Source organism: Flagellimonas alginilytica, from assembly GCF_042134605.1.
GTDB classification, from domain to species: Bacteria; Bacteroidota; Bacteroidia; order Flavobacteriales; family Flavobacteriaceae; genus Flagellimonas; species Flagellimonas alginolytica.
This window is the reverse complement of the sequence record NZ_CP169638.1, coordinates 2,990,849-3,016,109: the sequence shown is the minus strand read 5'-3', so window position 1 is coordinate 3,016,109 and position 25,261 is coordinate 2,990,849. Positions and strand designations below refer to the sequence as shown.

Below are 25,261 nucleotides of genomic sequence, written 5' to 3'. Positions count from 1 at the left end.
CAAAACTTGTTATGATCAGTATTATTATTCCGGTTCTCAACGAATCCAAGGGAATCCGCAAATTGATCGACCATCTTAATGCCAATGCGTTTGGCTATGTAGGGGAGATTATTGTGGTCGATGGTGGAAGCAGTGATGACATTGGAGTGCAACTGACCGGATACTCGAATATCCGATATGTACAATCCAAAAAAGGGAGGGCCAGGCAGATGAATGCCGGTGCAAATATTGCCAAGAGAGACATTCTCTACTTTTTACATGCTGATAGTTTCCCCCCAAAATATTATGACCGGGCAATTTATGAGGTACTCCTTGTAAACCAAAACATCAGGGCCGGTTGTTTTAGACTTCAATTTGATAGTGATCATTGGTGGCTAAAACTCATGGGTTGGGCAACTGCGGTCAATCATATATCTTGTAGAGGAGGTGATCAGTCCCTTTTTATGGACCATGACCTGTTTTATACCCTGAACGGCTTTAATGAGGATTATGAAGTTTATGAAGATATTGAGCTCATAAAAAGAATCTACAAAAATACCCGGTTCAAAGTGGTCAACGAACCCATTGTTACTTCGGCGAGACACTACAACAACATAGGGGTTTGGAAGCTTCAATGGCTACATTTACGGATTTATGCAAAAAGATGGTTCGGTGCAGATGCCAAAGAGTTAAACTTTTTTTACAACAAGAGCCTTAAATATCTTAAAAGCGGAAGCCGTGAATAAGACCGCAGCCCAACTAGTATACTTCTTTAAAGTGGTTTAATTAGCTGTTCCGACCCATTATGGAAGGAATTTCGAATTCATCCGACCATTACATACATGAAACTGGAAAAGATATCATTTAAAAATAGGCAAGGCCATACATTATCGGCAAAATTGGAGTTACCGTTAACTTCGCCCATATTGGGTTATGCCCTGTTTGCCCATTGCTTTACCTGCAACAAAAACCTTACTGCTGTCAGGAATATCAGTAAGGCTTTGACCAAAAGTGGTATTGCTGTTGTTCGGTTCGATTTTACCGGCCTTGGTGATAGCGAAGGTGAATTTGAAAACACCAATTTCTCTTCGAACGTAGAGGATCTTGAGGATATGGCCGCCCATATACGTGAACATTACGAGTACCCTTCCATGCTTATTGGGCATTCTTTAGGGGGTGCTGCCGCTATTTTTGCGGCCGCCCGTTTACCTCAACTAAAAGCGGTGATCACCATTGGAGCTCCTTCGCAGCCGGAACATGTATCCCATTTGTTAAGGGATAACATAGATCAAATTCTTATGGATGGTGAAGCGTTGGTATCTATTGGAGGTCGAGATTTTAAGGTTAAAAAGCAATTTTTGGAGGACATTAAAAATAAAAATATGGTCCCGATCCTCCAAAGTATAAAAAAGCCTTTATTGGTAATGCACTCACCGCAGGACATTACCGTGTCCATCGAAAATGCCGCTAAAATCTATCAATCCGCAAAGCATCCCAAAAGTTTTGTCTCTTTGGACGGTGCAGACCATTTACTCTCCAACAAGGAAGATTCTCTTTATGCTGGCAAAATTATCGCAGCGTGGTCCCATAGGTATCTATCCCAAAATTAATCGAGCATCATGAAAAACTTTGATCAGGAAATCATTTTTATTTACAATGCCAAATCGGATGTTTTTAGTGTGGTAAGTGATTTTGCCCACAAGATATTTTCTCCATCCACCTATCCATGCTCGTTGTGCCAACTAACCCATGGTCATGTGGGAGTCAATAAAAAGTGGGCCTCGTTTTTGGAAACAATTTCATATAATAAGAGGTTTTTACATAAGGACGAAGCTCTAGAGGTCAATATTGACCTCCTGAACAAACCGTTGCCCATTATTTTGGTAAAGAAGAACACTGGAGAACTATATACACTTTTAAATGCATCGGAATTGGGACGGTTAACTTCGGTAGATGATCTTATCGAAAGGATAAAACATCTTCTAAACAAGTAGTCGAAGTACTCCAAAAATGTTTTGGTACATTAAGAGATACTCTTCTTTCAATGTACAATCCTAAATCATTGGTGGTGGTTAGGCTCCTCAATATATCAAACCAAAAGATCCTTAGCCTCTTGTAAAAGTTCAATGCGCTCCGTGAGACCTATCGACAAAGGCAGTTGCGCCAATCCCAATATACGCCTAAGTATCTCTGTAGCCATAAATTGAAAACAGAGCTCCTTTTGCAGTGGCGCCCTGTCCATGTAACTTTCAAGAGCTTTGTTAAAAATTATTTGTGGCTGTGCGGCCAATTTTAAGTGTGCCAAGGTTACCCCGATCTCAAACTCGGGTTCACCAAAAAAACAGAATTCCGGATCAATGATCCGAACACCTGCACTTGTTTTTAACCAGCTACCGGGAAAATAATCCCCGTGCAGCAATATACTGCCATCCTTTAAATAGCGCTCTCCCAATTGCTCCACCTTCTTTAACAAGGGCACATCCTCTTTAAAGCTGTTGCCAATTTCATTTAACCCGGGAAGTATATCATCCAAATTCAACCCATTGTTTTTATGAAAAGGGTAAATAAAAATGTGTTCATGGTTAAGTTTGCGCATTTTACGATTGGGAAGTGATCTGCCGGTTTTGCCTAAATGGACACTGGTATGAAGTTCGGCCACAAATCCAATTATTTCTTGTAATTCAACCTCATCCAAACTACCTGCTTCCTCGTACAGAAATGAATAATCCACACCCTCGCCCAAATCCTGTAATTTCAGAACATAATTGTTCACATCGACCCCAAGGAGTGCCGGCATCTGCCGTTTAAGTAAAATATGGTCGGCCACTAAGTTGTAGAACTCGGACTCCCTCATTGCTCTATCCACAGGTGCCGAAACCTGTGGATACTTTTCTACATAATCGCGGCTTTGTTTTAGGATAAAGCTGCCTTGATCCGTCCTTACTCTAAGTGTAAAGTTCATATTCCCTTCTCCGGGGACTTCCACGGCGGTAATATGTTCATTTGTCCCCAACCATTTTTGTCCATGGAGGTACTCTTCCAGCCCTTTTATATTCTTGGTGATCTTAATCATTTAAAATGCTGCTTTTACACTTAATTTTCATAGGTTTTCAGGAGGCTTTCCATCAATTTTTGATGGTATCCGGGAACAACATCGTAGCAGTAAAGAATCGGATATCCCTCTTCTTTATCACATAAAAGATATTGTTTAAAGTACTGGTTGCCCTTTTGTTCCCTCATATCATTTTTATGGATTTCCAATCGTGCCACAAGGGGTTCCATAACCAAATCTTCCGGCGCAATAAGATAATGGCTGGCCAGCACATCGAACGGATTAAAACCCACATCGCCAGCATCTACCCACTGTTGCAACCATGGTCTTGATTTTTCGGAGAGCCAATTATTTCCGGGTGTCCCGTTTTTCAAATCATCTAAATCCTTGGCCGTTAACCAAACTTTATTAGAAATTTCAAATGGGCATAGAACCACCTTTACCCCACTCTGAAAAAGGATACGGAAAGCATCATTATCTAGGTCGAAATTAAGATCGGGAGCGTGGCGAACCGGATTTCCAATTTCAAAATAAGAAGTAGGGGTCCTACGTCCAGCGACCAGGACAACTTCTTGAATCCTTGGTGCCAGTTCTGGGTACTTTAGCAACAACAAGCCCACATTGGTTGCTGGCCCAATGGCCAATATGGTCAATGGCTCCCTACGCAAGGCTTCTGCCAGGGATTCCACCGCGTTGTTCGTTCTTATATCCTGCAAATCCAATTTTTCGCCCGCACCCTTGTACACGGGAATGGGATATGGTGAAAATTCACTTACCATTTCCTTGCTAAGTCTAAATGCATCATCGATCTTGGTATTGCCAAACACAGCACTGATACCCACGACATGAATATGGTCTGCTTTGAATAATTGTAGTACGGCATAACCATCGTCCACATCACTGTACCCATCTCTATGGTATCTTTTCATTCCCACTGCTAGATCGGTATCGACCCAAACCCTTTTTTTAGTGAAGGACTCCCCACCCCTTGTATAAGGCTCGGTGATATTGGCCTTGCCCCGGGTAACATTGGCCGCTACTGACAAGGTTGCACTAATTGTGATTATAAATATTAGTATTGGTAATTTAGTAACTCTCTTCATTTTTGATTGTTTTGTTCAGTTTACATTTCCCACCAACTCTTTATATTGATGTTATCCCCTCCCAACCTAGATACGGCCTGTTCATAGTTCTCCCTGTTGGCTGCTTGTTCCGATTCGGGATACAGATAACGTGATGGGTATCTATCGCTGTTAAAGTTGTCTATTCCAGGGCTGAGCTCCGGTATTCCGGTACGACGGATATTGAACCATGCCTCGTGCCCTACCATAAATAGACTCAACCACTTTTGGGTAAGGATTTTTTCCAGATTCTCGTCCATACTCCCATTGAGCGCAATAACCTCCCTAGTGAAATAATCTCCCGGGATTTCCGCATTGTAATATTCAAAATGTGCCCTAATACCATTTTCGTAGAAGGTTTGGGCATTTCCGGTGATAAATCCCCTTTCCGTAGCTTCGGCCAGGGCAAACTGCACTTCTGAATACAACATGAGCTGTGCATCCACTCCATCGGGAACCACCCGAAACCTATCGGACATATTGGACACATCGTTCAGTACAATTCCCATTTCACTAATTGTCTGGGTACTTAATCCGTTGGGCATCCCCTTGAACTCCGGTGTACCGTTGAGAAGACTCTCTTGAGTAGGGTTAAAGAATACACCTATCCTGGGATCGTCCCATTCTTTTAATATCCGTTCCACCGTTTCACTCATTTTTAGACCTTGATAAATACCTGATGATGCACTGAACAAGGGAAACTGATTTGGAGCGGAGCTCAGATAGGGCAGTATTGCATTATCGGCATTCGATTCCATAAGTTTATTGCCATTGGCCAATTGTTGCAGTCTGTCAAAATCCGAGGTTCTCTTGCTTACTCGGAGATAGTACCGCACTTGGAGTGAATTAGCGAACCGCACCCATTTGTTCAGATCATTATTGAACATGATATCCCCACGAATACTTTCGGTGGTATTTTCAAGTTTGACCGCAGCTTTTTCCAGTCGGGCAAGAATTCCGTTCTCCGGGTCTATATAAATACGCTCTTGTGTATCATATTCAGGTGTAAAGTTTGCCTCCGAAAAACGTATGGCATCGGTGTACGGGACATCTCCCCAAATATCGGTGAGTTGTGAAAATAGGTAACTGCGAAGAATTTCGCACACCCCATCATAGGCATCATTATACCCTGGCAAAGTTTTCATTGATTCCAAATCGGCCAAAAGGCCATAGATCAAATTCCAATATCCGCTATTGCTGCCCAGTTCATATCTATCTATGCGTTCAAACTCAATATCTGCATTAAACTGTGCCAAATAGTTATTGAGTCGTAGACCTTGATTGTAGGTATGCTCATTGCTGAAATCGGCAATTACATTGGTCAGCAAAAACTCCGGGCTTACCTCTTGCGGCTCGTTCGGGTTCTCGTTTATGGAATCAAAATCCTTTGTACAACTGATAATGGACAAGCAGATACAGATTAAAATCAGAGATATATTTTTCATAGTTTCTTCTTAAAAATTGGTCTTTAGGCTTACACCAAAACTTCTGGTGGATGGATAAGAAAAATCCTCAACGCCGTACACTATATTGCGCTCTTGGAGCGCATTGAGCTCTGGGTCGAAATGCGGATTTTCGGTAAACAATAATAAATTGCTGCCAATAAGGCCAAGCTTTAAATTTTCCACTCCCAAGGATTTTGTCATTTTCCGGGGAAAGGTATAGTAGATACTGAGCTGCCTTAATTTAACATAAGAGGCATCGTACAGGGCACTGGCCTCATTCCCTCTATCGTAAAATGCATTGTTGAACCTACTTGCCGCTACTGCTGTAGTATTGGGGACATATTGGGGGCTGTCCACCGTCCCAATATTGACCACACCATTTCCCACTACGCCATTACCATCTACAAACTGTGTGCTTTCCGATCCCCCTTCACGGCCCAACAGGGTTTCCTGCAATACTCCGGAGGTACTTCCCAATGCCTTGGTTCGGGACACGATGGTGCCTCCTTGCCGCCAATCGAACAAAATGGTAAAGTCAAAATTTTTATAAGAAAAGTTGTTATTGAAGCCCAAGGTAAAATCTGGATTATAATTGCCCAGTTTGCGCAAATTGGCATCCTGAACTGGCAATCCATTGCTGTCGTAAAGGTCTTGCCCATCTATCTGTACAAACCCCGTACCGTACATATCGCCTACGCGTCCGCCTTCTCTGGCTATGTAGAATACGGTATTGGAACCTCCGCTACCGCTAAAAACACTTGCTGTAGCCGTTACAAATTGATCTACCCCATCTGGCAGTTCCGTAACCACACTCCTAAAAGTGCTAAAGTTTACCGATGTGTTCCAGGTAAAACTGTTTGTTTTTACCGGGGAAGCGCTCAGCATCAACTCGAGCCCGCGCGTGCGTATCTCCCCACCGTTCTCATTAAAACTATTAAAACCTGTCGCATTGGAAATGGGCCTTGAGATGATCTGATCCTTACTGATATTTTGATAGGCAGAACCCTCAAATTGTATTCTTCCATTTAAGAACCATGTTTCGAGGCCCAGTTCATAGGCATCCAAACGTTCCGGTTTTAAATTGGTGTTTTTTAGCACAGTTCTGTTCGTTACCCTAAAATTGGGGCCATAATTCCCGTTTAGCCGAAAGGTCTGCGTATTTTGAAATGGATCGGTATCGTTACCTACCGATGCCGCACTAAACCTAAGTTTTAGATACGTAATGTCTTTGGGCAGCTCAAATGCATTGGAGGCAATAAAGCTCAATCCCGCGGAATAGTAACCAAAGGAATTATTACCTGTGGGCAGGGTACTGCTCCAATCGTTCCTAAAAGTGAAATCGGCATATAACTGGTTCCGATAGGCAAAATTGGCCGTACCATAAATACTGTTAATTCTTTTGTCGAGCTTTTCGCTATTTCCCAATAAAGGGGCCCTGGAATTGGCCAAGGTATATATTTCCGGAATTGCCAATTGTGACGCTTCGGCGAAGGAATAGTTGATTTTTTGATCTAGGCGATTGGCTCCTGCAGTTAGAACATAATTCCAATTTTCGTTAAAACTATTGGTATAGGTAAACAAAAAATCGGTGTTCAATTCTGTAAAACGGACATTGTCCTTTCGAAAAGATCCAAATGGGTTGGCATTGGTGCTTACCGTACGACGGAACTCCCTGTCATCATTATAGGTATCCAAACCACCCCGTACCTTTAACGATAGGTGCTCTGAAAAATCGTAGGTTGCGGACACATTGCCCAGAACCCGATTCTTAGTGAAACTATTGGTGTTCTCGAAGAGGGTAAGATAGGGGTTGGTCAGCCATAAATAATTAATATCAAAATGTTGCCTACCCGTCTGTCCCGCTTGCCAATAATCCCTAAGAGATTCAATATTGGTCTGTCGACCTGTCCAATTAAACCCATAAAGTACATTCTCATATCCGTACCCTAAATTGGGTCTATTGCCACTTCGTGTATTAATGTAGTTTACAAAAGTGCTCAGTTTAAGCCTATCGCTCAAAAATTGATCAACACTCAATGCAATACCGTCTCTTTTTAGATCCGTATTCGGCAAAATGCCTTCATTGCGCAAATTACTGTAGGATACGCGCGTACTTCCCTTATCGGTGGTGTTGCTAATGGCAATATTATTTTGATAGGTTATTCCGGTTTCAAAAAAGTTGCGGACATTATCCGGTCTGGTCACCCATGGTGTTGGGGTAATGGGCGTAAAGGAACCGTCTGGCAATGTTCGAGAAATCACGTCGCCTGCGCGAACGGGATTCCCGTTGATGTCCACCGAAGGGCTATCGAACTGTGGTATCAGTAGCCCGGCATCCAATCTTGGGCCATAACTGCTGATTCCGCCGTCACCAACTCCGGCACCCGTACCATTTTGAAAAGCATAGGCCCCATTAGATCCCAATCCATATACATTTTGATAATCCGGTAAGGTAAGCAAGGTTTCTATGGTGAAATTACTATTGATGCTTACTCCAAAGCCTTTGGCCCTATTGCCTCGTTTTGTAGTAATCAGGACTACCCCATTTGCAGCCCTTGCCCCATAAAGCGCAGCCGAGCCAGCTCCTTTTAAAACAGAAATGGATTCAATGTCATCCGGACTAAATTCGGAACTTCCGTTACCAAAATCGACCTCTTGCAAGGCACCATTATTTACAAGGTCGCTTGTGATTTGTTCGTTGCTTATCGGTACACCATCCACCACGAAAAGGGGCTGATTGCTTCCACTCAACGAGTTTTCCCCTCGTATTATGATCCTAGAGGATGAGCCTACACCACTGGAACCATTGGTAATCTGTACCCCAGCTACCTGCCCTGCCAAACTATTGACCAGATTGGTCTGCGGAACCGTAACCAACTTATCCGAACTTACTGTGGATACGGCAGATACCAAGGCACGTTTATCCTTCTCGATTCCCAACGCGGTCACTACGACTTCGTCCAGTTGTTCTTGGGAGGGTTCCATAATGAGCGTAAGTGGCAGGGTCCAGTCCTCCACTAGAACTGTCAATGGCCTGTATCCTATGGAAGAAATTTGTAGCGTAAATTTTTTGGATGAGGTTGTCAACTCAAAGTAACCATCTTCGTCGGTGGATGTATAGTTTTGAGTCCCTTCTTCATAAACCGCGGCATAGGGAATGGGCGATTGATTGTCGTCCAGCACTCTGGAGCTGTACGTGCTTTCCTGTGCAAACAAGGCAAACACATAGCATTGCAATACTACAATCAGTATTGGTCTCATATGTTTATGGTTAAATTAATTGATGATGTTTTGCAGTAGCTCTACCTACTGTCCGTTATATTCTGCTAAAAAGAATTGAAAACGGGCGGTGCCCTTAACCCTATATTTGAAAGATGTAGTGCCAATGGAACTGCTTCAAGAGTTCGTTTCCATTTGCGATTGAGCGATGCTATCAGTAATTTGAATAACTTGCTCAGTAAAGAGGTAGGGTTAGATTTTGCATAGTCCTCCAAATCTTTCCGGGAATCAATATCGGAAAGCTCCCTTAAAATTTCAACATCTATTTTATGAGTGTCGATATGATCCTTTAGACTGTCCAGCAAAAAGGAAGTTTGCCAACGGAAGTTCAGAAATGTTCCGTGGTGAAATATTTCCTTGTTCAGACCGATCAAATAAACACCTCCATCTTTGGATGGACCCAGTACCATTTTGTTTGATTCCAACTTATGCACGGCATCTTGTAAAAGTTGGGTGGTCAAATCCGGACTATCGTTCCCAATGGAGATTACATTATCGTAACCGGCATCAAACAGTTTTTGAAAAGCATTTGTAAAACGGCTTGAAAAATTATTGCCTATTTGTTCGTGCTCATCTACCCAATAAAAATCGACACCACATTGCGTAGCCAAATTTCTCGTGTTGGCGATCAATAAATTGAATAAGGCTTCCTGTTCTTCCGGCCTATGACCATCACCAATGGGCTTCCTCACTACTTCCTTCTTAGCGGATAAGGAAAATACAAGCAGCGCTGTATTGTTCGGGTCCATTTTCTTGTTGATCATTTCTTGGAGTTATATGCCGTCCATTCAGTATTGTTCGTGGAACATGGTATAGGTCGACAACAATTTGCAATACTTACCAAAAATCTTAAAAAGGACCTAAATACAGTATTCGATTAGTGCCTCAAAATCCATAAATCACCTCTGCATCAGCACCTTATATTAGTTACATCAAACCAAAAAAAATAGGTGTTAAATACAATTTACGCTAGGATTTTGTCCTTTGTAGCCCGTTTAAGCAAGGGGGGCGACCATCAAAAGATTGCGGTTAATTCAAATAAATTATTTGTAGGACTCCTGGAAAGCCTTAGGCGTAATTCCTGTTCTGGCTTTAAAATATTTTGAAAAATAGGCATAATCGGAAAATTCCAGCGCATAGGCTACATCCGCCAAATTATGTTTGGAGTGTACAATTAACCGTTTGGCTTCCAGTACTACCCTTTCGGAAATAAGTTCGGTAGTTGTTTTGTTCACGGTTTGCTTTACCACTCTATTGAGGTGCTTTGTGGTAATGTTCAATTGCTCAGCATAAAATTTAGGTAGCTTTTCCTCTTTAAAATTTTTATCGATCAAAATTTCCAAACGATCCAATAATGCCGTGCTTTGTGTATAGTTAATATGATCCAAATCTATTTGGGAGGCATATATCCGAGAAAGTTGGATGTAGATATCATTTATCAAGCCTAGGATTTTAATCTCCCGCATCATTCTATTATCACGATATTCGGCAATTGCCTCCTGAAATTTCATTTGCAACACCGGTATTTCACTTGTTGGAACTTTAAGCATTGGGGGATTCTGTTGCGAACCGTAAAATGGAAAAATGGAAAGGGAGTGTCCTAGGAACCTTAAATTATAAAAGGCTTGTGAATGAAAAAAAATGATTCCCTCCGGTTTGGTATCGAATTTCCAATAATGGGTCTGCCCCGGTTTTAAAAAGAATACCCTTCCGGGACCAATCCGGTAGGTCTTAAAATCGACCTCATGGGTACCGGTACCCTCCAAAAAAAGAACGCACAAGTAAAAATCATGGCTATGTGGTTTATCGATAAGGCATCGGTTAAACTCCAAATGACGAGAAAAGGAATTAACATACACCTCGTTCATCCGTTTTGATTCTCGGAAATTTTGAATATTTAAAACCGGTATTTTCATAACTATGTCCGAATAGTACAAATATATGGGAATATGCCACACACAGGAACGTATCCTAAAGTCGCAATTTTGTTGAATCAATTAAAGTTGCGATGAAAAAAGTAGAAAATATATTCCAATGCAAATGTCCCAAATGTAATACTGGAGATATTTTTCAGCATCCTAAATCAAGATTTCCTTTTAGGATTCCAAAAATGCACGAAAGATGCCCTCATTGCAATTATAAATTTGAAAGGGAAACAGGATTCTTCTTTGGGGCCATGTTCGTAAGTTATGCCCTTGCAGCTGCCGAAATGATCGCTTGTCTGGTTATTTTCTGGTATTTGGCCGGTTTTTCCCCTCTCAGCGTATTCTTTATTATCGCTATTATGGCCGCAGTTTTAAGCTCGCTCAACTTTAAACTTTCCAGGTCTATTTGGATTTACTTGTTTTATCGGGACTAGATTGTCTCAGAGCAAAGTAGACCTTGCTGCGGTTCGTCTTTTGGCTTCTGTTACGACCAAACATTAAAGAAAAGTCAATTTCTTTTAAGAAGAAGTAATCCAATTTTGCGATTGGGCAGTCACAAGCCCTTGGGTTAAGATATATGCTTGGCCTTTGCAGTATTATTAAAAAACTTACCCCTAGTAAATGTAATATATGTACATAGTAGTGTTTCTAAATTAAAAATTGGACCAAAAGGAACTTCATCCTAATGGCCCAACGACTCAACAAGCTATGCTTTAACAAACTGCACGTTCAATTGTAGTTTTACGGTATCACTTACCACTATTTTACCAGCTTCGGTAACGGCGCTCCACGTAAGATCAAAGTCTTTTCTATTTATGGCCCCCGAAATATCGAAGCCTGCTTTGGTTTGTCCGTATGGATCTATTGCCACTCCATTAAAATCCACATCCAAACTTACTTCTTTAGTGATGTTTTTTATGGTCAAGTCTCCAATTAAAGTACTGCCATCAAATGATTTTGATTCAAACTTTAACTCCGGATAGGCTTCTACATTGAAAAAGTCATCTGATTTTAAGTGTGCATCTCTATCGGAATTTTTAGTGTTGATGGAATCCGTTTGTGCTGTAAAAGAAAAGCTTGCGCCTTTAAAATCCTCATTTTCCGTTTCCACCGAGGCACTATAGTCTTCAAAATAGCCTGTTACGGTAGAAATCATCATATGCTTTACCTTAAAAGCAATTTCAGAGTGTGCGTTATCAATGTTCCAATTTGTTTTTACTGCTGTTTCCATAAACTGATTTTTATTATTTAAAATGAATTATACTTTCTATTTACAGTGACATAGGAACTTCCATCAACAACAATTCGGTGTTGGAATCTGCCGTGATGTTGAGTTCATTTACATCCCAAACCCCAAATCCATCCCTGGGATTTAAAGCTTGATTGTTTACGGTTGCATCGCCTTTGAGTACAAAAACGTACACGCCGTTTTCTCCTGGTTTTTTTAAATTGTAGGTCAGAGATTTTCCTTGATCCAAATCGGTCATATTAAACCAGGCATCTTGATGGATCCAAACACCGGCATCGTCAGGATTTGGTGACAATACTTGTTGGAATTGATTTTTTCTATCGGCAGTGTTCAGCGTAATCTGATCATACCTTGGAGCAACATTTTCCTTATTGGGAAATACCCAGATTTGCAAAAACTTCACCTGTTGGTCTTTGTTTTTGTTGTACTCTGAATGCGTAATCCCCGTACCGGCACTCAACACCTGAATGTCGCCCGACTTGATCACCGCGACATTGTCCATACTATCCTTGTGTTCCAAATCACCTTCCAAGGGGATGGAAATAATTTCCATGTTTTGATGTGGATGTGTGCCAAAGCCCATTCCTGCCGCAACGGTATCATCATTCAATACGCGAAGTACCCCAAAGTTCATGCGCTCCGGATTGTGGTAATTGGCAAAACTAAAAGTGTGTTTGGAGTGCAACCATCCGTGGTTGGCATCTCCCCTACTGTCCGCCTTGTGTACTACTGTGTTCATAGTTTTGTATTCTTTATTTGGTAAATGGTTAAAACCGATGTTCTCTCTTGTCCAGTTTGGTTGTTCCTTCTCTTCTTTTGTGTTGCTCAACACTCATAACCCCAAGAAGGAAAGACCTGTACCTGCAATTGACTTTAAAAGAAAACTTTTGCGATTCATTGTTTTTGTTTGACAAGGTATAAGCCAACAGCGTGCCATAATTTTAAAATTCTGAATAACAGTATTTTACAAAAAATTATTCTATTTTTATTATGCTCATTTTTGAGAATATTCCTATATATGAGAAATATATTGTACTTTTTTAGTGCTTAAAATGGAGCTTATGGCTAAGAATCAAGAGAGTTTAGAGATAAAAGAGTGGTTGGTAGAGACCTTGCCCTATGAAGTGATGTGGATGGACGAAAACGGTAAAATAGTTTATGCAAATACTAAGTTTTGTAACCGGTTAGGGTACAACAAGTCAGTAATAACAGGGCTTTCCATTTTTGACATTAACCCCACATCTTCACCGGAAAGTTGGAAAAAACACTGGGAATTGGTCCAAAAAAAAGGAATTCATCGATTTAAGGAAACCCATAAAAACAAAAGCGGCAAATATTACGAAGTAGAGGTTTTTGCTCAATTTTTCTCAAATAACAGAAAAAAATTAATTTGTGCCATTGTCAACGATATTTCGGAATCAAGTTTCTATCAAAAGTTAATGGACAACACCCAGACCATTGCCCATGTTGGTGGTTGGGAGCTCAACCTTCAAGATGGTTCCATTGTAGCCACATCCGAAGCTTTACAAATGTTCGAGGCACAGAATGTAGATGACCTTACGCCTCCAAAAATTATTCATCAATTTAAAGACCCCGAGCATATTAAATCCCTGTTGAGCAATGCCATACGAAAAGGCGAAGCATACGATGAAGTGTTGGAAACTGCACATTATCCTCCTCGATTTATGAGGTGCGTGGCCAAACCCGTCTTAAAAGGAGATAAAATTTATAAGCTCATTGGGGTTTACCAAGATGTCACAGAACAGCAACTCAAGGAAAACAACCTACAGCTCTATAAAGAAGTTATTGGTAATGCCGAAGATATTGTTTATGTGGTCAAAAAGAACGGGGACCTATTTCATCACAACAAGGCCGCAAAAGCACAATTGGGATTTAACGAGGGCCAATTAAACAATGCTTCCATTTTTGATCTAGACCCTGGGATTACCAAAGAATGGTGGGAAAATCATTTTAATGATGTGGTAGAAAAGGGGTCCATCCGGTTTGAATGGCTTGCAGTACGAAAAAATGGCACCAAATTTCCTGTGGACATCACAGCCAATCATTTACGCTACAACGATGAAGACTATAATTGCGCCATAATCCGGGATATTTCCGAGCGGAAGGTAAGAGACTTGGAACTGTTCCAGGCGCTGGAAGAAATCAAATCCCTGAAAGATCGATTAGCAAATGAAAACGAGTATTTACAAGAAGAGATTAACAGTAAAATCAATTTCAATAACATTATCTGTACCAGTGAGGCTTATGAGAAAGTCTTGCAATTAGTAGACCAAGTTGCTCCTACCGATACTACTGTTTTAATCACCGGTGAATCTGGAACAGGTAAAGAATTACTCGCCAGTGCTATCCATAATAACAGTATGCGTAAAGACAGGCCACTGATTAAAATTAATTGTGCCACCCTACCTAAAGAGCTGATTGAAAGTGAATTGTTTGGGCATAAAAAAGGGGCGTTTACAGGTGCTGTTGCCGATAAGGTCGGTAAATTCTCGTTAGCCGATGGTGGCACCATTTTTTTAGATGAAATAGGTGAAATGCCGATTGATCTACAACCAAAACTGCTACGTGTATTACAGGAAGGTGAGTTTGACGAATTAGGTGGCAATAAAACTATAAAAGTAAATGTTCGTGTAGTAGCAGCCACCAATAGGCATTTGGAAGACATGATAAAAGAAGGAACGTTTCGCGAAGATTTATATTACCGTCTAAATGTATTTCCTATTCATAATATTCCTTTGCGGGCCAGAAAAGAGGACATCCCTATGTTGGCACAATACTTTTTAGAAAAATATTCGGCAAAAGCAGGCAAAGTATTTAAACGCTTATCGAAAAAAACGGTTGAAGCCTTAATGGCTTATAACTTTCCGGGCAACATTCGTGAGTTGGAAAATTTAATTGAACGTGCTGTTATTATTGAAAATGGTACAACATTAAATCCTGGACAATGGATACCGCAACCTGATAATATCATTCCAACAAAAGATTTTAAACCGTTCGAAACCATGCAACGCGATTACATTATCGATGTCCTAAATTATACCAATTGGCGTGTGAGTGGAAGCAAAGGTGCGGCAAACATTTTAAACATGAATGCCAAAACCTTGTTTGCCAAAATGAAGCGTTTGGGTATAGAGAAAGAGGTGCGGTTAAAGCGTTAAACTCATTCTATCCCCTATACTGAGATGGTGTTACCCCGGTATGCTTTTTAAACAATCGCGAAAAGTAAGTGGGATAATCGAATCCTAGGTTGTATCCAATCTCCGCAATGGATTTGTCATAGCTCTGTAATTGATGTTTCGCTTCGATTATGATTTTTTCCTGTATAAGCTCGGATGCCGTTTTGCCGGTATGGTGCTTGATCAAATCACCAAAATAGTTTACGGAAAGGTTCAATTTTTCAGCAAAATAATTTACGGATGGCAATTGGGTATTTCCGTCCGAATAATATTTGTTCAGCTCCTTTTTAAAGGTCATCACCACTTTATTGTACAAGGGTTGTCTGGTTTCAAACTGTCTTTTATAGCATTTACCAATGTAGGTGAAAATGAGGTTACTATAAGCAATGAGCAAATCCAGCTCGTAGGTGTCCTTTTTGTATTCCGTTAGAATTTGTTCATAAAGGGTTTCCAACTGTTGCTGCTCATCTTCGGTTAGGAACAAGGCCTCCCCTATCTCATACTGAAAAAAGCTAAAATCAATATTGTATTCCTGCAACAGCACAGGGGAAATGAGCATATGGTAGCCCTTCCAAGGTTCGGTGGCATCCTATTCAAAAACTTGGTTCGGTTTTACAAAATATAAGAAGGCAGCATCCCGATCGAACTCCGTACTTCCAAAACAGTGCAGACCGGTCACATTGCGTTTAAAGGCCATCATATACCAATCTGTGGTGATGGGTTCACTTTTTAAACGTAGATTTTCAAACTCGTCATACTTTACCACATCGATCAACTCCTTTTTTGGAGCGGTGTACCCAACATAATGATTGAATCCCTTTAAACTTTTAAAATGCGTCATCTCTTAAAAACTAAAATAGACTGTAGTACCAAAGATAGCACTACAGTCCAGTATTTCTAAATTACCTTACGAATAAGACTTGAGACTAAAAGTCTTGTACAGTTGGTCTCAACACAATTTCGTTCACGTCTACATCTGCTGGTTGTTCAATGGCAAAAGCAATGGTTCTGGCCACAGAATCGGCAGGAATAGAAATGGTCTCGTACATATTGTCTACCATTTCAGAACTCTCTTTATGGGTACTTCCGTGTTTCAACTCGGAATCTACAGCACCTGGCTCAATGGAAGTGGTTCTGATATTACCTCCTACTTCTGCACGCAGTCCTTCTGAAATGGCTCGAACGGCAAATTTGGTTCCACTATATACCGTACCCCCCGGTGCAAATACTTTTATTCCTGCTACGGAAGATAGGTTGATAAAGTGACCGGAACCTTGCTTTTGGAAAATTGGCAGAGCAGCTGCTACCCCGTACAATACACCTTTAACGTTGATGTCTATCATACGGTCCCACTCATCTACCTTCACCTCGCTCATGGGTGCTATAGCCATCAAACCAGCGTTGTTGACCATTACGTCAATTTTACCAAATTCACTTACCGCCTTGTCCACCAAAGCTTGTACATCTTCTTTTTTGGTCACATCTGTTGCAATGTATGCGGCCTTACCTTCGTTTTTGGAATTGATTTCTTCCGAAATGTTCTGTAAACGATCTTCTCTTCTGGCTCCTAATACAACGTGTGCCCCTTTGGCAGCTAAATGACGTGCGGTAGCTTCACCTAAACCACTGCTGGCACCTGTAATTACTACTACTTTTCCTTTAATATTATTTTCTAAACTCATAAGATATTCTTGATTTATTAACTTAAAACGTAGGTACAAAGGTAGGGGTAGGTGGTAGTGCCGGACTGACACAAAAAAGGGAAATAATGAAACAAATCACGGATTAAGAATTATTTAGCATTTTTTTCGACAACCCTTTACTCCTTGAACCCTTACACCAAAACATCGTTAAATGACGGCAACACTATTTCCGCTATTTTATCCAATGCTTCTTTAACCGGAGTGTCCGATTTTCGCAAGTGCAACGCCATGTGGTTTACCCCTGCTTCTTCGTAGCGTTGTAGTAATTCCGTAAGCTTGTTTACCCCTATGGCACCTCCAAACCGATGTGGTCTAAAGTCGGCATTATCGTCCGTAAGTAGGTTTAAATGAAAGGCAGAAATATAGGGTTTGCAGGCTTGGTCGTTATCGTATAAGGCCTCGCACCACTTCTTTTGCTGCAAATAGGTTTCCTCTGGTGTTCTGGGATAATTGAACCACCCGTTCGCTTCTTTTGCAATCCAATCTATGGACTGTCCCGAATGGCCGGCAACCACCAATGGAATTGGGTTCTGGGGTTTGGGATAAACGTCCACACCCGGGTTCAAAAAGGGATAAAACTCGGTTAAATCGCTTTCCAATTTCCATGCCTCTTGCATAATTTTTAAATGTTTCCGAAACAATTTGGGGCGTTCCTCATAGGCTATGTTATACATAGGAAATTCCACGGGCCTGTCCCCTAGCCCTAAACCCAACAGTAATCTACCCTTGCTTAAATTTTCAATAGTTGCGGCGGCTTTTGCCAAATGTATGGGTTGATGTAAGGGTGAAACGATAGCGGCCGTGCCCAGCAATATATGCTGGGTAGCCGCGGATAAATAACCCAAATAACCAATAGTATCGAACAACTGGGCGCCATCCCCAAAATTGGGATCGTAAACCGGTACTTCCCGCACCCAAACCGATGCAAAACCAGCAGCATCTGCCTGTTGTACCAACTCCAAATGATTTGTCATATCCGGAATACCGAAAGGCCTTCCCGTTTCCCTTCGTTTTTTATCCCCTGCCAAGGACCAATCGTTATCTAGCGGAAATTCTATTCCCAAGGTCATTTTACCGGGTCGGTATAGTTTGTCAAAATTTTTCATAGCAATTCTTTTTTAAGCCAAGGGCCGCAGAACGACCCCTGACTTTTTAATTAAGCATTCCAGATTTCCTCTGCAGTATACGGGCCGCCTTCAACTTCCCAGAATTTTGCATCCACAAAACGATGGTCTTTGTTAAGGACTGCGATCTTCTCCATATCCGAAGCACTCAATTCAAATTTTAGGGTATCCAAATTTTCTTGTAATCGGGATACATTGGTGGATTTTGGTATGACCGAAATACCGCGTTGTATGCCCCATTTTAAGGCTACTTGCGCCACTGTCTTACCATGGGCCTGGGCAATTTCCAGAAGCACCCCATTTTTAAAAAGGTTAAGGGCATCATCTTCTGCCCCGCCAGAACCAATTGGTGCGTAAGCCGTTAGGTGAATACCCACTTGTTTACAGAAATCTACCAAGGTATCTTGCTGCAAAAACGGGTGTACCTCAATTTGGTTGACTTCTGGCTTATGTTTTGCCGTTTCCAAAAGAGCGTTCAAATATTGGGTATTGAAATTACTGACACCGATATGCTTGGCCAGTCCTTTTTCCAAAGCTGCTTCCATACCGGCCCAGGTATCGGTCAATGGCACTTCTTCCAAAGGAATAAATTGATCTGCTTTCTCTGGCATTTCAATCCCTTTTTTAAAGGCTACCGGCCAATGGACCAAATAGAGATCCAAATAATCCAACTGTAGGTCTTTCAGGGTTTTTTCCAAGGCCGGTTGTACGTTGTCCATCCCGTGAGAATCACTCCAAAGCTTGGAGGTAATCCACAGTTCTTCCCTGGTTACTACACCAGAATCAATGGCTTCGGCAATCGCCTCGCCCACTTCTTTTTCGTTTCCGTAGGCTGCCGCACAGTCTATGTGTCTGTACCCCATTTTTAAGGCTTCCAAAACAGCGGTATAAACCTCTTTGGGTTCAGAACGAAAGGTACCAAGCCCTAAAATGGGCATTTGATTGTTATGTTTAAATAATAATGTATGCATCTGTTTATAATTTTTCTTTTTTATATAAAGCCAGTGTAAGTATAAAGCCTACCACCACAAGTATACTCCCTACCCATGGCGTTGCTGCTACGCCCAATGTGGATTCAACTATTAATCCGCCAACATAGGCCCCAATAGCTATCCCCACGTTAAAAGCGGCAATGTTCAAGGCCGAGGCTACATCTTCTGTGCCCGGCAGGTATTTTTCTGCCATTTTCACCACATACAATTGCAGTGCGGGTACGTTGGAGAAGGCCAATATTCCCATAAAAAATAGAGTTACTATGGACCAAATAGGACTGCTTGCAGTAAAGTATAGTACCACCAGTACCACGGCTTGCAAAGCGAACATGACCATTAAGGCTTTTCCCGGGGTTTTGTTGGAAACCTTACCCCCAATAATATTGCCCAAGGCAATGGCTATACCGTAGACCAAGAGTAGAACACTGGTCATACTAGCGGAAAATCCGGTAACTTCTTCCAACAAAGGCGCCAAGTAGGTAAAGGTTACAAACGTACCGCCATAACCAAGTGCCGTAATGGCCAACACCAACAGAATAGAAGGGTTTTTGAGTACTTTTAGCTGATCTACCAAACGTAAAGGCGGTGATTTTTCAATATTTGAAGGAACCAAAAAGTAACTGGCCAAGGCCCCGATAACCCCTAAAATGGCAACGCCCACAAAAGTGGCACGCCACCCAAAGTTTTGGCCAATGTACGTACCCAAAGGCACGCCCGTAACAATAGCTACCGTAAGCCCGGCGAACATTATGGAAATAGCAGAAGCCCTTTTATCTTCTGGCACCAGACTGGCCGCTATAGTAGAGCCAATGGAGAAAAAGACCCCATGTGCGAACCCGGTTAAAATGCGTGCCAATATTAACAAGGTAAAACTAGGCGCAATGGTGGCCAATCCGTTACCGATAATGAACAATAACATAATACCGATCAATAACCGTTTGCGCGCTATTTTACTGGTCAAAGCCGTTAATACGGGTGCACCAATGGCCACTCCCAAGGCGTACAAACTCACCAACAATCCCGCTGAGGAAATAGAGGTGTTTAAGTCGTTGGCTACCGTGGGTAACAAGCCCACAATAACAAACTCTGTAGTTCCAATACCAAAGGCACTAATGGTCAGTGCCCATAAGGCCGCTGGTAAGCTTTTCTTTTTAGTCTTTGCGTTTAAAACTGCTGAATCTGTAGCCATCTTAGTACGTTGCTTTAACCAGTTCCACAATCTTTTGAGCCGCTAATTTGGCAGAAGCAGGATTCTGACCGGTGACCAAACGCTGGTCCACGCTTACTTTTTCTTGCCACATATCGGCTTTATCTATGGTTGCTCCACGTACTTCCAATTTTGTTTCCAAAAGGAAAGGAACCACATTTTCTAACCCTACATTTGCTTCTTCTTCATTGGTAAAAACGCTTAGTGTTTTACCGTTTACCAAATAGGCTCCATTGGACAATTGAATGTTCACCAATGCGGAAGGTCCGTGACATACGGCCGCCACTATTCCATCATTCTCATAAATACTGGCTGCTATTTTGGCCAACTTCTTATGGTTATGAAAATCCCACATGGTACCATGGCCACCGGCATAGTAGATTACATCATAATCCCTTGCCTTGATTTTTGAAGGCTTTAGGGTGTTTTTTAGCTTTTGTTGAAAAGTGGTGTCATTCCAGTATTTTTTATTCACTGGATCTTCTAAATCAAAACCATCTACCGGAGGGTTCCCTCCTTCTGGGCTTACCAAGGTAATTTCGAAATTGTTCTCCTCAAAAACTTCGTAGGCGTGGGTTACCTCACTTAGGTAATAGCCCGTTTTCTTACCCGTATCTCCCAATTCTTGATGACTTGACAGTACCATTAAGACTTTTGTAGCCTTATTGTTATGTTGTGCCGTTCCTAATAGAGCAAATAGTAGCATTGCCACTGTTGCGTTAATTCTTGTTTTCATTTTCTTTATCTTAAATTTTATGGGACAAAGGTTGGTGAAAACAAAAGGCTGTGCGAGGAGGTATATCACCATTTTAATGTGAGGTAGCACAACCCATAAAAGTGATATACATCACAAAATCTAATTTTTAAAACGGCTCAAAGTTTCCCTGGAAACACCTAGGTAGGCGGCAATCAATTTTTTAGGTACCCGTAGTAATAATTTGGGGAGTTTGTTTAACAGCTCATCGTACCGTTCTTCTGCGGATAAGGTTAAAAGGGACAGAATGCGTTGTTGCAGGTTAATGAACCCATTGTTGGATTTAATCCGATAAAAATTAGCAATGGCGGGTATTTGCTGGCAAATGGATTCCCTACTTTCTAAGGACAGGCAAAAGAATTCGGAATCTTCTATACAATCCACAAAGATGGTGGCCGGTAATTGGTGTTGAAAAGCGAAATAGTCGCTTACCCAATACTGCTCCATACCAAACTGAAGAATGTGTTCGTTTCCCTTTTGGTCTATGGCATACGATTTTACCAAACCATTGATAATCCAAAACTCACATTCTACTGGCTGACCTGTCTGGATTAGAAATTGGTGCTTTTTTAATTTCCGATACTCAAAATGAGGCGCTATTTGCTCCCATTCCGCATCCGTTAGGTCAACAATTTCCTCAAAATGTTGTCTTAAGAGGCCATAATTTTCTTGCACGCCAAATTTGTTTTAAGAAGTACAAAGGTAAAATAGTAAATGTTAAATTGCTATCAACTTAAATTAACAAACAGAATCTCTTTTACTGAATTATTCCAACTAAAATCAGTAAAATTGCTTTTCTCACAAAATATGATAGGACAAGCTCATGGACCATATTATTAATTTAATAGCCCGGACCATTTGGTTATGACCGACCTCTAATTTTAGGGAGGAGGTCAATCGACCGTTGTCTTTAAAAAATCGATTGACCTTCTACATGAGCAGCCATGGTTCCTTTTTAAGGAATAGAAGCCTTTTCCTCCTTCCTTCCATTCTTAAACCCTACCTCTTATTGGCTTTATCGGTGTTCAATTGGTAATTACCTGGTGTAAATCCAAACGTTTTCATTAATCGTGTCCAAGTGTTTATTTGAGCTACTGCCAATGTTAGCAAACTAATTTCCGGTTTATCAAAGTGCGTTAACAAAGCCTGAAACAGTTTGTCCGAAATTGAACTTCCCTGTACGCTGGTTACCTCCTCCGTAAATTCGAGTACCACCCGTTCCCTTTCTAAAAAATAAGGGGTCTCCTGCCACACGCACAAGGAGGAGAGCCTCAATTCGGACTCACCGGAATTTTTAAGTTCTTTGTAGTGCATATCTACACAATAAGCACAACCGTTCAACTGCGCTACTCTTAGGCGCATTAATTCCAAAAGTTTAAAATCAATTGTCGATTTATTGATTATTGCTTCGACTGCCATTAAACTTTCGAACATCCCGGAAGGGATATCCTGATAACTAATTCGTTCCATAAGTATATTATTTATGGAGCAAAAATAACCCTGAAGAAAGCTCCACTTCCTTAAGATTTCTTAAGAACGTAACTTTTGATTTTTTCTGATCGTACTTAAATATTCTGGGGTAATATCCAGATAAGATGCTATCATATAGAGTGGTACACGTTGAAAGATTTGGGGTATATTATCCAATAATGTTTGATACCGGGTCTCACGTTTTGTTCTCATATAGAGTTCGTCTCGTTTTTGAATAGCAATGAGCATATTGAGATAAATCTTCCTAAACGCACTGTTAAGCTTTGGTACTTTATGGTACAGTTCTTCCAAATCTTTAAATGAGATCCGTAGTACCACAGTCTGCTCCAAACATTGAATCGCTTGTCGAGACGGTTTTTGCTCAACAAAACTTTCCAAAGAGGTTACCCACCAATTTTCAATGCCAAAACCCTGAACCTTTTCCTGGCCAGAATCATCTATAGCATATTTTCGAACTAACCCTTTTAGGATAAAAAAGTTATATCCACAAACCTGTTCCTGTTCCAATAAATGCTGCTTGTCCTTGTAGTTTTCAACATCACAGTTTGCATATATAACTTGAATTTCCTCTTCATCAAAATTTTCGTATTTACACAGATAATCTCTAAGTTGATTCAAATACATCCTATTGATATGATGTTAAAAAAAGATCCAGTTCTTGGCTTGCTGTAAATCTGGCTTAAAATTAACCTATAAAAATTAAAAAGTCATCGGAGATGCAAACTCCAAAAGTTTCGTTAAACTATTTTTTATTTCTAACCGTTTATTTAGTTTTGTGGTGTATTTAAATATCAAATGCCAAGAACAAAACAATATAACGAGCAAGAAGTAATCGATAAGGCCATGAATTTATTCTGGCGGAATGGCTACGAAACAACATCTATGCAAATGCTTGAAAAGGAAATGGGCATAAACAAATTTTCCATCTATTCCAGTTTTGGCAGCAAAAATGGAGTGTTCCTAGAAAGTTTGAAACGGTATAAAACTAAATTGAACACTTTATTGGTTAAGTTGGAGAAATCTGATTCGGGAATGTTGGGCATTAAACAATATTTCTATGATTTTGTTCAATTTAGTAAAGAAACAGAGTTTGGAAAGGGTTGTTTGATAACAAATACGGCCAATGAAATAGGTGAAAATGCGGACATCCAAATCAAGGATTCACTCTCGAGTTTTATGGAGCGCGTTAGGCAAGTATTCATCTCGGTCCTAAAACAGGACACCTCCAAATCCCAAGAATCACTCAACAGCGAAGCGGATTATTTGCTTATTGCCATGTTTGGACTATCCTCGGCCACCAGAGTGTTCAACACCGAGCAATTGGAACATTACATAGAGAATATATTCAAAGATCACTGACATTTTTTTTGCAACATATCTAACCTTTCGTTTAGTTTAAATAAACTCCCTATTCGGACATTAAAACAAAGCTTCATCCATAAAAATTGACTTTAGCTTTTTAATTACAAAAGTTATCCAGAAATAAAAAAAATGTGGTCTCCATTTGGAACCGAAAGGCCCTCTAAAGTAACAATGGATCTAATAATAACTAAATGCGCAAAGGAGCGCGAAAATTAAATAAGTAAAACAATAAAAATTCGAATTATGACAACTTTAAAAGTCCACAACATTGAAACAGCTCCAGAAAGCAGCAAACCCCTATTGGAAAATTCCAAGAAAGCCTATGGAATGATCCCAGGCTTGCATGGCGTATTGGCAGGAGCCCCGAAAATACTGGAAGCCTACCAAACCCTGCATGAGCTTTTTACCCAAACTTCGTTCAACGAGGAAGAATTAACGGTGGTATGGCAGACCATCAATGTAGAACATGCTTGCCATTACTGCGTACCGGCCCATACCGGAATCGCCAAAATGATGAAGGTCGATGATAACATCACCGAGGCTTTACGCAATGAGACGCCTCTAAAGGATGAAAAACTGGAAGCTTTGAGAACCATGACCCTGACCATTGTAAGAAATCGTGGTCATGTAACACCCGAAGATCTACAAACATTTTATGCCGCGGGATATGGGGAGCAACATGTTTTGGAAATCATATTGGGACTATCGCAAAAAGTAATTAGCAATTATACCAATCATATTGCCAATACTCCTGTAGATGCTGCTTTTGAAAAGTTTGCCTGGTCCAAAGAAAATGTAGTTTCGTAGCCCTATAGTACCCTATTTTTATGTATTGCGATAAACTTTCCGGCACATCGGAAGGTTTATCGCATATTAAAACAATTCGATTATGATAAAGTTGACCGTAATGTACCCCAACTGTCCAAATACACAATTTGATAAGGACTACTATATAAACCAACATAGCAACTTATTAAAAGATCTACTTGGCGAAGCGATAATATCATCCGATATAAACCTTGGGTTATCCGGTGCAAGCCCGGAAAAAACTGCTCCGTATGTGGTAATTGCCAATCTTGTCTTTACCTCCCAAGAAGCATTTCAAAATTCCTTTGTGCCAATGGCCGAAAAAATCTTGGCCGACCTTCCCAATTTCACCAATACCCAGCCATTAGTTCAAATAAGTGAAGTGGTATGAATTCAAGGTGACCATACGTGGCCACCCTAAATGGCAATGATTTTTAGAAAAAAACGAATTATCCTAGCAAGTTTTGAAGTGGATAGGTAAGAAACCATAGAACATTTGAGCGCTCCGATCATTGGCTTGGCAAATGGAAGTTTAGGGGTGCTCGGTAACCTTTTGTAGCTGGGCTAGATTTTT

At 40.8% G+C, this 25,261-nt stretch carries 26 protein-coding genes; 8 read left to right on the top strand and 18 right to left on the bottom strand.

Annotation, left to right across the window (positions count from 1 at the left end; all coding sequences use genetic code 11):
• Positions 1-11: 11 nt before the first annotated feature.
• The 3 genes from ABTP35_RS13510 to ABTP35_RS13500 all read left to right on the top strand — a co-directional run bounded on the left by ABTP35_RS13510 (position 12) and on the right by ABTP35_RS13500 (position 1,973).
• On the top strand, positions 12-725 hold the full coding sequence (locus ABTP35_RS13510; protein WP_293295663.1) for a TIGR04283 family arsenosugar biosynthesis glycosyltransferase: 714 nt from the start codon (positions 12-14) through the stop codon (positions 723-725).
• Positions 726-821: 96 nt separating this feature from the next.
• Positions 822-1,589, top strand: a complete 768-nt coding sequence (locus ABTP35_RS13505; protein ID WP_293295664.1) for an alpha/beta hydrolase — start codon at positions 822-824, stop codon at positions 1,587-1,589.
• Between the two features lie 9 nt (positions 1,590-1,598).
• Positions 1,599-1,973, top strand: a complete 375-nt coding sequence (locus ABTP35_RS13500) for a GTPase (RefSeq protein WP_293295665.1) — start codon at positions 1,599-1,601, stop codon at positions 1,971-1,973.
• A 95-nt stretch (positions 1,974-2,068) separates the two neighbouring features.
• Here the strand turns inward: ABTP35_RS13500 and ABTP35_RS13495 are convergent, their stop codons facing one another.
• From ABTP35_RS13495 to ABTP35_RS13470, 6 genes are all read right to left on the bottom strand, one after another.
• Positions 2,069-3,052, bottom strand: a complete 984-nt coding sequence (locus ABTP35_RS13495) for a phosphotransferase (protein WP_293295666.1) — start codon at positions 3,050-3,052, stop codon at positions 2,069-2,071.
• A gap of 20 nt (positions 3,053-3,072) precedes the next feature.
• The gene (locus ABTP35_RS13490; RefSeq protein ID WP_293295667.1) at positions 3,073-4,134 is read right to left on the bottom strand and encodes a nucleoside hydrolase; all 1,062 of its coding nucleotides are present in this window, start codon (positions 4,132-4,134) and stop codon (positions 3,073-3,075) included.
• Positions 4,135-4,154: 20 nt separating this feature from the next.
• Entirely contained in the window at positions 4,155-5,597 is a 1,443-nt protein-coding gene (locus ABTP35_RS13485) for a SusD/RagB family nutrient-binding outer membrane lipoprotein (protein ID WP_293295668.1), read from the bottom strand.
• Positions 5,598-5,606: 9 nt separating this feature from the next.
• On the bottom strand, positions 5,607-8,858 hold the full coding sequence (locus ABTP35_RS13480; RefSeq protein WP_293295669.1) for a SusC/RagA family TonB-linked outer membrane protein: 3,252 nt from the start codon (positions 8,856-8,858) through the stop codon (positions 5,607-5,609).
• Between the two features lie 65 nt (positions 8,859-8,923).
• Positions 8,924-9,640, bottom strand: coding sequence for a DUF2064 domain-containing protein (locus ABTP35_RS13475; protein WP_293295670.1), 717 nt, complete (start codon positions 9,638-9,640; stop codon positions 8,924-8,926).
• 279 nt (positions 9,641-9,919) lie between these two features.
• On the bottom strand, positions 9,920-10,792 hold the full coding sequence (locus ABTP35_RS13470; RefSeq protein WP_252079457.1) for an AraC family transcriptional regulator: 873 nt from the start codon (positions 10,790-10,792) through the stop codon (positions 9,920-9,922).
• A 92-nt stretch (positions 10,793-10,884) separates the two neighbouring features.
• Between ABTP35_RS13470 and ABTP35_RS13465 the strand changes: the two genes are divergently transcribed.
• Positions 10,885-11,235 (top strand): DUF983 domain-containing protein, encoded by a 351-nt coding sequence (locus tag ABTP35_RS13465; RefSeq protein ID WP_224837060.1) that lies wholly within the window; start codon positions 10,885-10,887, stop codon positions 11,233-11,235.
• Positions 11,236-11,507: 272 nt separating this feature from the next.
• On the opposite strand, the gene ABTP35_RS13460 is transcribed toward ABTP35_RS13465, so the two are convergent.
• Positions 11,508-12,032, bottom strand: a complete 525-nt coding sequence (locus ABTP35_RS13460; RefSeq protein WP_293295671.1) for a YceI family protein — start codon at positions 12,030-12,032, stop codon at positions 11,508-11,510.
• A 40-nt stretch (positions 12,033-12,072) separates the two neighbouring features.
• On the bottom strand, positions 12,073-12,789 hold the full coding sequence (locus ABTP35_RS13455) for a pirin family protein (protein WP_293295672.1): 717 nt from the start codon (positions 12,787-12,789) through the stop codon (positions 12,073-12,075).
• Between the two features lie 322 nt (positions 12,790-13,111).
• On the opposite strand from ABTP35_RS13455, the gene ABTP35_RS13450 reads away from it, so the two are divergent.
• Positions 13,112-15,229, top strand: coding sequence for a sigma 54-interacting transcriptional regulator (locus ABTP35_RS13450; protein WP_293295673.1), 2,118 nt, complete (start codon positions 13,112-13,114; stop codon positions 15,227-15,229).
• A 7-nt stretch (positions 15,230-15,236) separates the two neighbouring features.
• Here the strand turns inward: ABTP35_RS13450 and ABTP35_RS13445 are convergent, their stop codons facing one another.
• The 10 genes from ABTP35_RS13445 to ABTP35_RS13400 form a co-directional block, all read right to left on the bottom strand.
• On the bottom strand, positions 15,237-15,806 hold the full coding sequence (locus ABTP35_RS13445; protein ID WP_293295674.1) for a helix-turn-helix domain-containing protein: 570 nt from the start codon (positions 15,804-15,806) through the stop codon (positions 15,237-15,239).
• A gap of 30 nt (positions 15,807-15,836) precedes the next feature.
• Entirely contained in the window at positions 15,837-16,088 is a 252-nt protein-coding gene (locus ABTP35_RS13440; protein ID WP_293295675.1) for a hypothetical protein, read from the bottom strand.
• Between the two features lie 85 nt (positions 16,089-16,173).
• Positions 16,174-16,929 carry an SDR family oxidoreductase gene (locus tag ABTP35_RS13435; RefSeq protein WP_293295676.1) on the bottom strand — a complete coding sequence of 252 codons (756 nt, stop codon included), beginning with the start codon at positions 16,927-16,929 and terminating at the stop codon, positions 16,174-16,176.
• 152 nt (positions 16,930-17,081) lie between these two features.
• Positions 17,082-18,056, bottom strand: coding sequence for a TIGR03571 family LLM class oxidoreductase (locus ABTP35_RS13430; RefSeq protein WP_293295677.1), 975 nt, complete (start codon positions 18,054-18,056; stop codon positions 17,082-17,084).
• Positions 18,057-18,106: 50 nt separating this feature from the next.
• Positions 18,107-19,045 (bottom strand): aldo/keto reductase, encoded by a 939-nt coding sequence (locus ABTP35_RS13425; protein ID WP_293295678.1) that lies wholly within the window; start codon positions 19,043-19,045, stop codon positions 18,107-18,109.
• Between the two features lie 4 nt (positions 19,046-19,049).
• Complete coding sequence (locus tag ABTP35_RS13420) at positions 19,050-20,255, bottom strand: MFS transporter (RefSeq protein ID WP_293295679.1); 1,206 nt, start codon at positions 20,253-20,255, stop codon at positions 19,050-19,052.
• Position 20,256: 1 nt separating this feature from the next.
• Complete coding sequence (locus tag ABTP35_RS13415; RefSeq protein ID WP_293295680.1) at positions 20,257-21,009, bottom strand: type 1 glutamine amidotransferase domain-containing protein; 753 nt, start codon at positions 21,007-21,009, stop codon at positions 20,257-20,259.
• A 120-nt stretch (positions 21,010-21,129) separates the two neighbouring features.
• Positions 21,130-21,702: a Crp/Fnr family transcriptional regulator gene (locus tag ABTP35_RS13410; RefSeq protein WP_293295681.1), complete on the bottom strand. Its 573-nt coding sequence runs from the start codon at positions 21,700-21,702 to the stop codon at positions 21,130-21,132.
• Between the two features lie 324 nt (positions 21,703-22,026).
• Positions 22,027-22,497 carry a carboxymuconolactone decarboxylase family protein gene (locus ABTP35_RS13405; protein WP_293295682.1) on the bottom strand — a complete coding sequence of 157 codons (471 nt, stop codon included), beginning with the start codon at positions 22,495-22,497 and terminating at the stop codon, positions 22,027-22,029.
• A 60-nt stretch (positions 22,498-22,557) separates the two neighbouring features.
• Positions 22,558-23,136 (bottom strand): Crp/Fnr family transcriptional regulator, encoded by a 579-nt coding sequence (locus ABTP35_RS13400; protein ID WP_293295683.1) that lies wholly within the window; start codon positions 23,134-23,136, stop codon positions 22,558-22,560.
• Positions 23,137-23,313: 177 nt separating this feature from the next.
• Here ABTP35_RS13400 and ABTP35_RS13395 point away from each other — a divergent pair, with 177 nt between their 5' ends.
• From ABTP35_RS13395 to ABTP35_RS13385, 3 genes are all read left to right on the top strand, one after another.
• Complete coding sequence (locus ABTP35_RS13395; protein ID WP_375334256.1) at positions 23,314-23,877, top strand: TetR/AcrR family transcriptional regulator; 564 nt, start codon at positions 23,314-23,316, stop codon at positions 23,875-23,877.
• 246 nt (positions 23,878-24,123) lie between these two features.
• Positions 24,124-24,687 (top strand): carboxymuconolactone decarboxylase family protein, encoded by a 564-nt coding sequence (locus tag ABTP35_RS13390; RefSeq protein ID WP_293295685.1) that lies wholly within the window; start codon positions 24,124-24,126, stop codon positions 24,685-24,687.
• Between the two features lie 82 nt (positions 24,688-24,769).
• Complete coding sequence (locus ABTP35_RS13385) at positions 24,770-25,078, top strand: EthD family reductase (RefSeq protein WP_293295686.1); 309 nt, start codon at positions 24,770-24,772, stop codon at positions 25,076-25,078.
• The last annotated feature ends 183 nt before the right edge of the window (positions 25,079-25,261 follow it).

Coding starts and splice junctions, on each gene's coding strand:
- ABTP35_RS13510 (WP_293295663.1), top strand. CDS start 12: ATGATCAGTATTATTATTCCGGTTCTCAACGAATCCAAGGGAATCCGC.
- ABTP35_RS13505 (WP_293295664.1), top strand. CDS start 822: ATGAAACTGGAAAAGATATCATTTAAAAATAGGCAAGGCCATACATTA.
- ABTP35_RS13500 (WP_293295665.1), top strand. CDS start 1,599: ATGAAAAACTTTGATCAGGAAATCATTTTTATTTACAATGCCAAATCG.
- ABTP35_RS13495 (WP_293295666.1), bottom strand. CDS start 3,052: ATGATTAAGATCACCAAGAATATAAAAGGGCTGGAAGAGTACCTCCAT.
- ABTP35_RS13490 (WP_293295667.1), bottom strand. CDS start 4,134: ATGAAGAGAGTTACTAAATTACCAATACTAATATTTATAATCACAATT.
- ABTP35_RS13485 (WP_293295668.1), bottom strand. CDS start 5,597: ATGAAAAATATATCTCTGATTTTAATCTGTATCTGCTTGTCCATTATC.
- ABTP35_RS13480 (WP_293295669.1), bottom strand. CDS start 8,858: ATGAGACCAATACTGATTGTAGTATTGCAATGCTATGTGTTTGCCTTG.
- ABTP35_RS13475 (WP_293295670.1), bottom strand. CDS start 9,640: ATGATCAACAAGAAAATGGACCCGAACAATACAGCGCTGCTTGTATTT.
- ABTP35_RS13470 (WP_252079457.1), bottom strand. CDS start 10,792: ATGAAAATACCGGTTTTAAATATTCAAAATTTCCGAGAATCAAAACGG.
- ABTP35_RS13465 (WP_224837060.1), top strand. CDS start 10,885: ATGAAAAAAGTAGAAAATATATTCCAATGCAAATGTCCCAAATGTAAT.
- ABTP35_RS13460 (WP_293295671.1), bottom strand. CDS start 12,032: ATGGAAACAGCAGTAAAAACAAATTGGAACATTGATAACGCACACTCT.
- ABTP35_RS13455 (WP_293295672.1), bottom strand. CDS start 12,789: ATGAACACAGTAGTACACAAGGCGGACAGTAGGGGAGATGCCAACCAC.
- ABTP35_RS13450 (WP_293295673.1), top strand. CDS start 13,112: ATGGCTAAGAATCAAGAGAGTTTAGAGATAAAAGAGTGGTTGGTAGAG.
- ABTP35_RS13445 (WP_293295674.1), bottom strand. CDS start 15,806: ATGCTCATTTCCCCTGTGCTGTTGCAGGAATACAATATTGATTTTAGC.
- ABTP35_RS13440 (WP_293295675.1), bottom strand. CDS start 16,088: ATGACGCATTTTAAAAGTTTAAAGGGATTCAATCATTATGTTGGGTAC.
- ABTP35_RS13435 (WP_293295676.1), bottom strand. CDS start 16,929: ATGAGTTTAGAAAATAATATTAAAGGAAAAGTAGTAGTAATTACAGGT.
- ABTP35_RS13430 (WP_293295677.1), bottom strand. CDS start 18,056: ATGAAAAATTTTGACAAACTATACCGACCCGGTAAAATGACCTTGGGA.
- ABTP35_RS13425 (WP_293295678.1), bottom strand. CDS start 19,045: ATGCATACATTATTATTTAAACATAACAATCAAATGCCCATTTTAGGG.
- ABTP35_RS13420 (WP_293295679.1), bottom strand. CDS start 20,255: ATGGCTACAGATTCAGCAGTTTTAAACGCAAAGACTAAAAAGAAAAGC.
- ABTP35_RS13415 (WP_293295680.1), bottom strand. CDS start 21,009: ATGAAAACAAGAATTAACGCAACAGTGGCAATGCTACTATTTGCTCTA.
- ABTP35_RS13405 (WP_293295682.1), bottom strand. CDS start 22,497: ATGGAACGAATTAGTTATCAGGATATCCCTTCCGGGATGTTCGAAAGT.
- ABTP35_RS13395 (WP_375334256.1), top strand. CDS start 23,314: ATGCCAAGAACAAAACAATATAACGAGCAAGAAGTAATCGATAAGGCC.
- ABTP35_RS13390 (WP_293295685.1), top strand. CDS start 24,124: ATGACAACTTTAAAAGTCCACAACATTGAAACAGCTCCAGAAAGCAGC.
- ABTP35_RS13385 (WP_293295686.1), top strand. CDS start 24,770: ATGATAAAGTTGACCGTAATGTACCCCAACTGTCCAAATACACAATTT.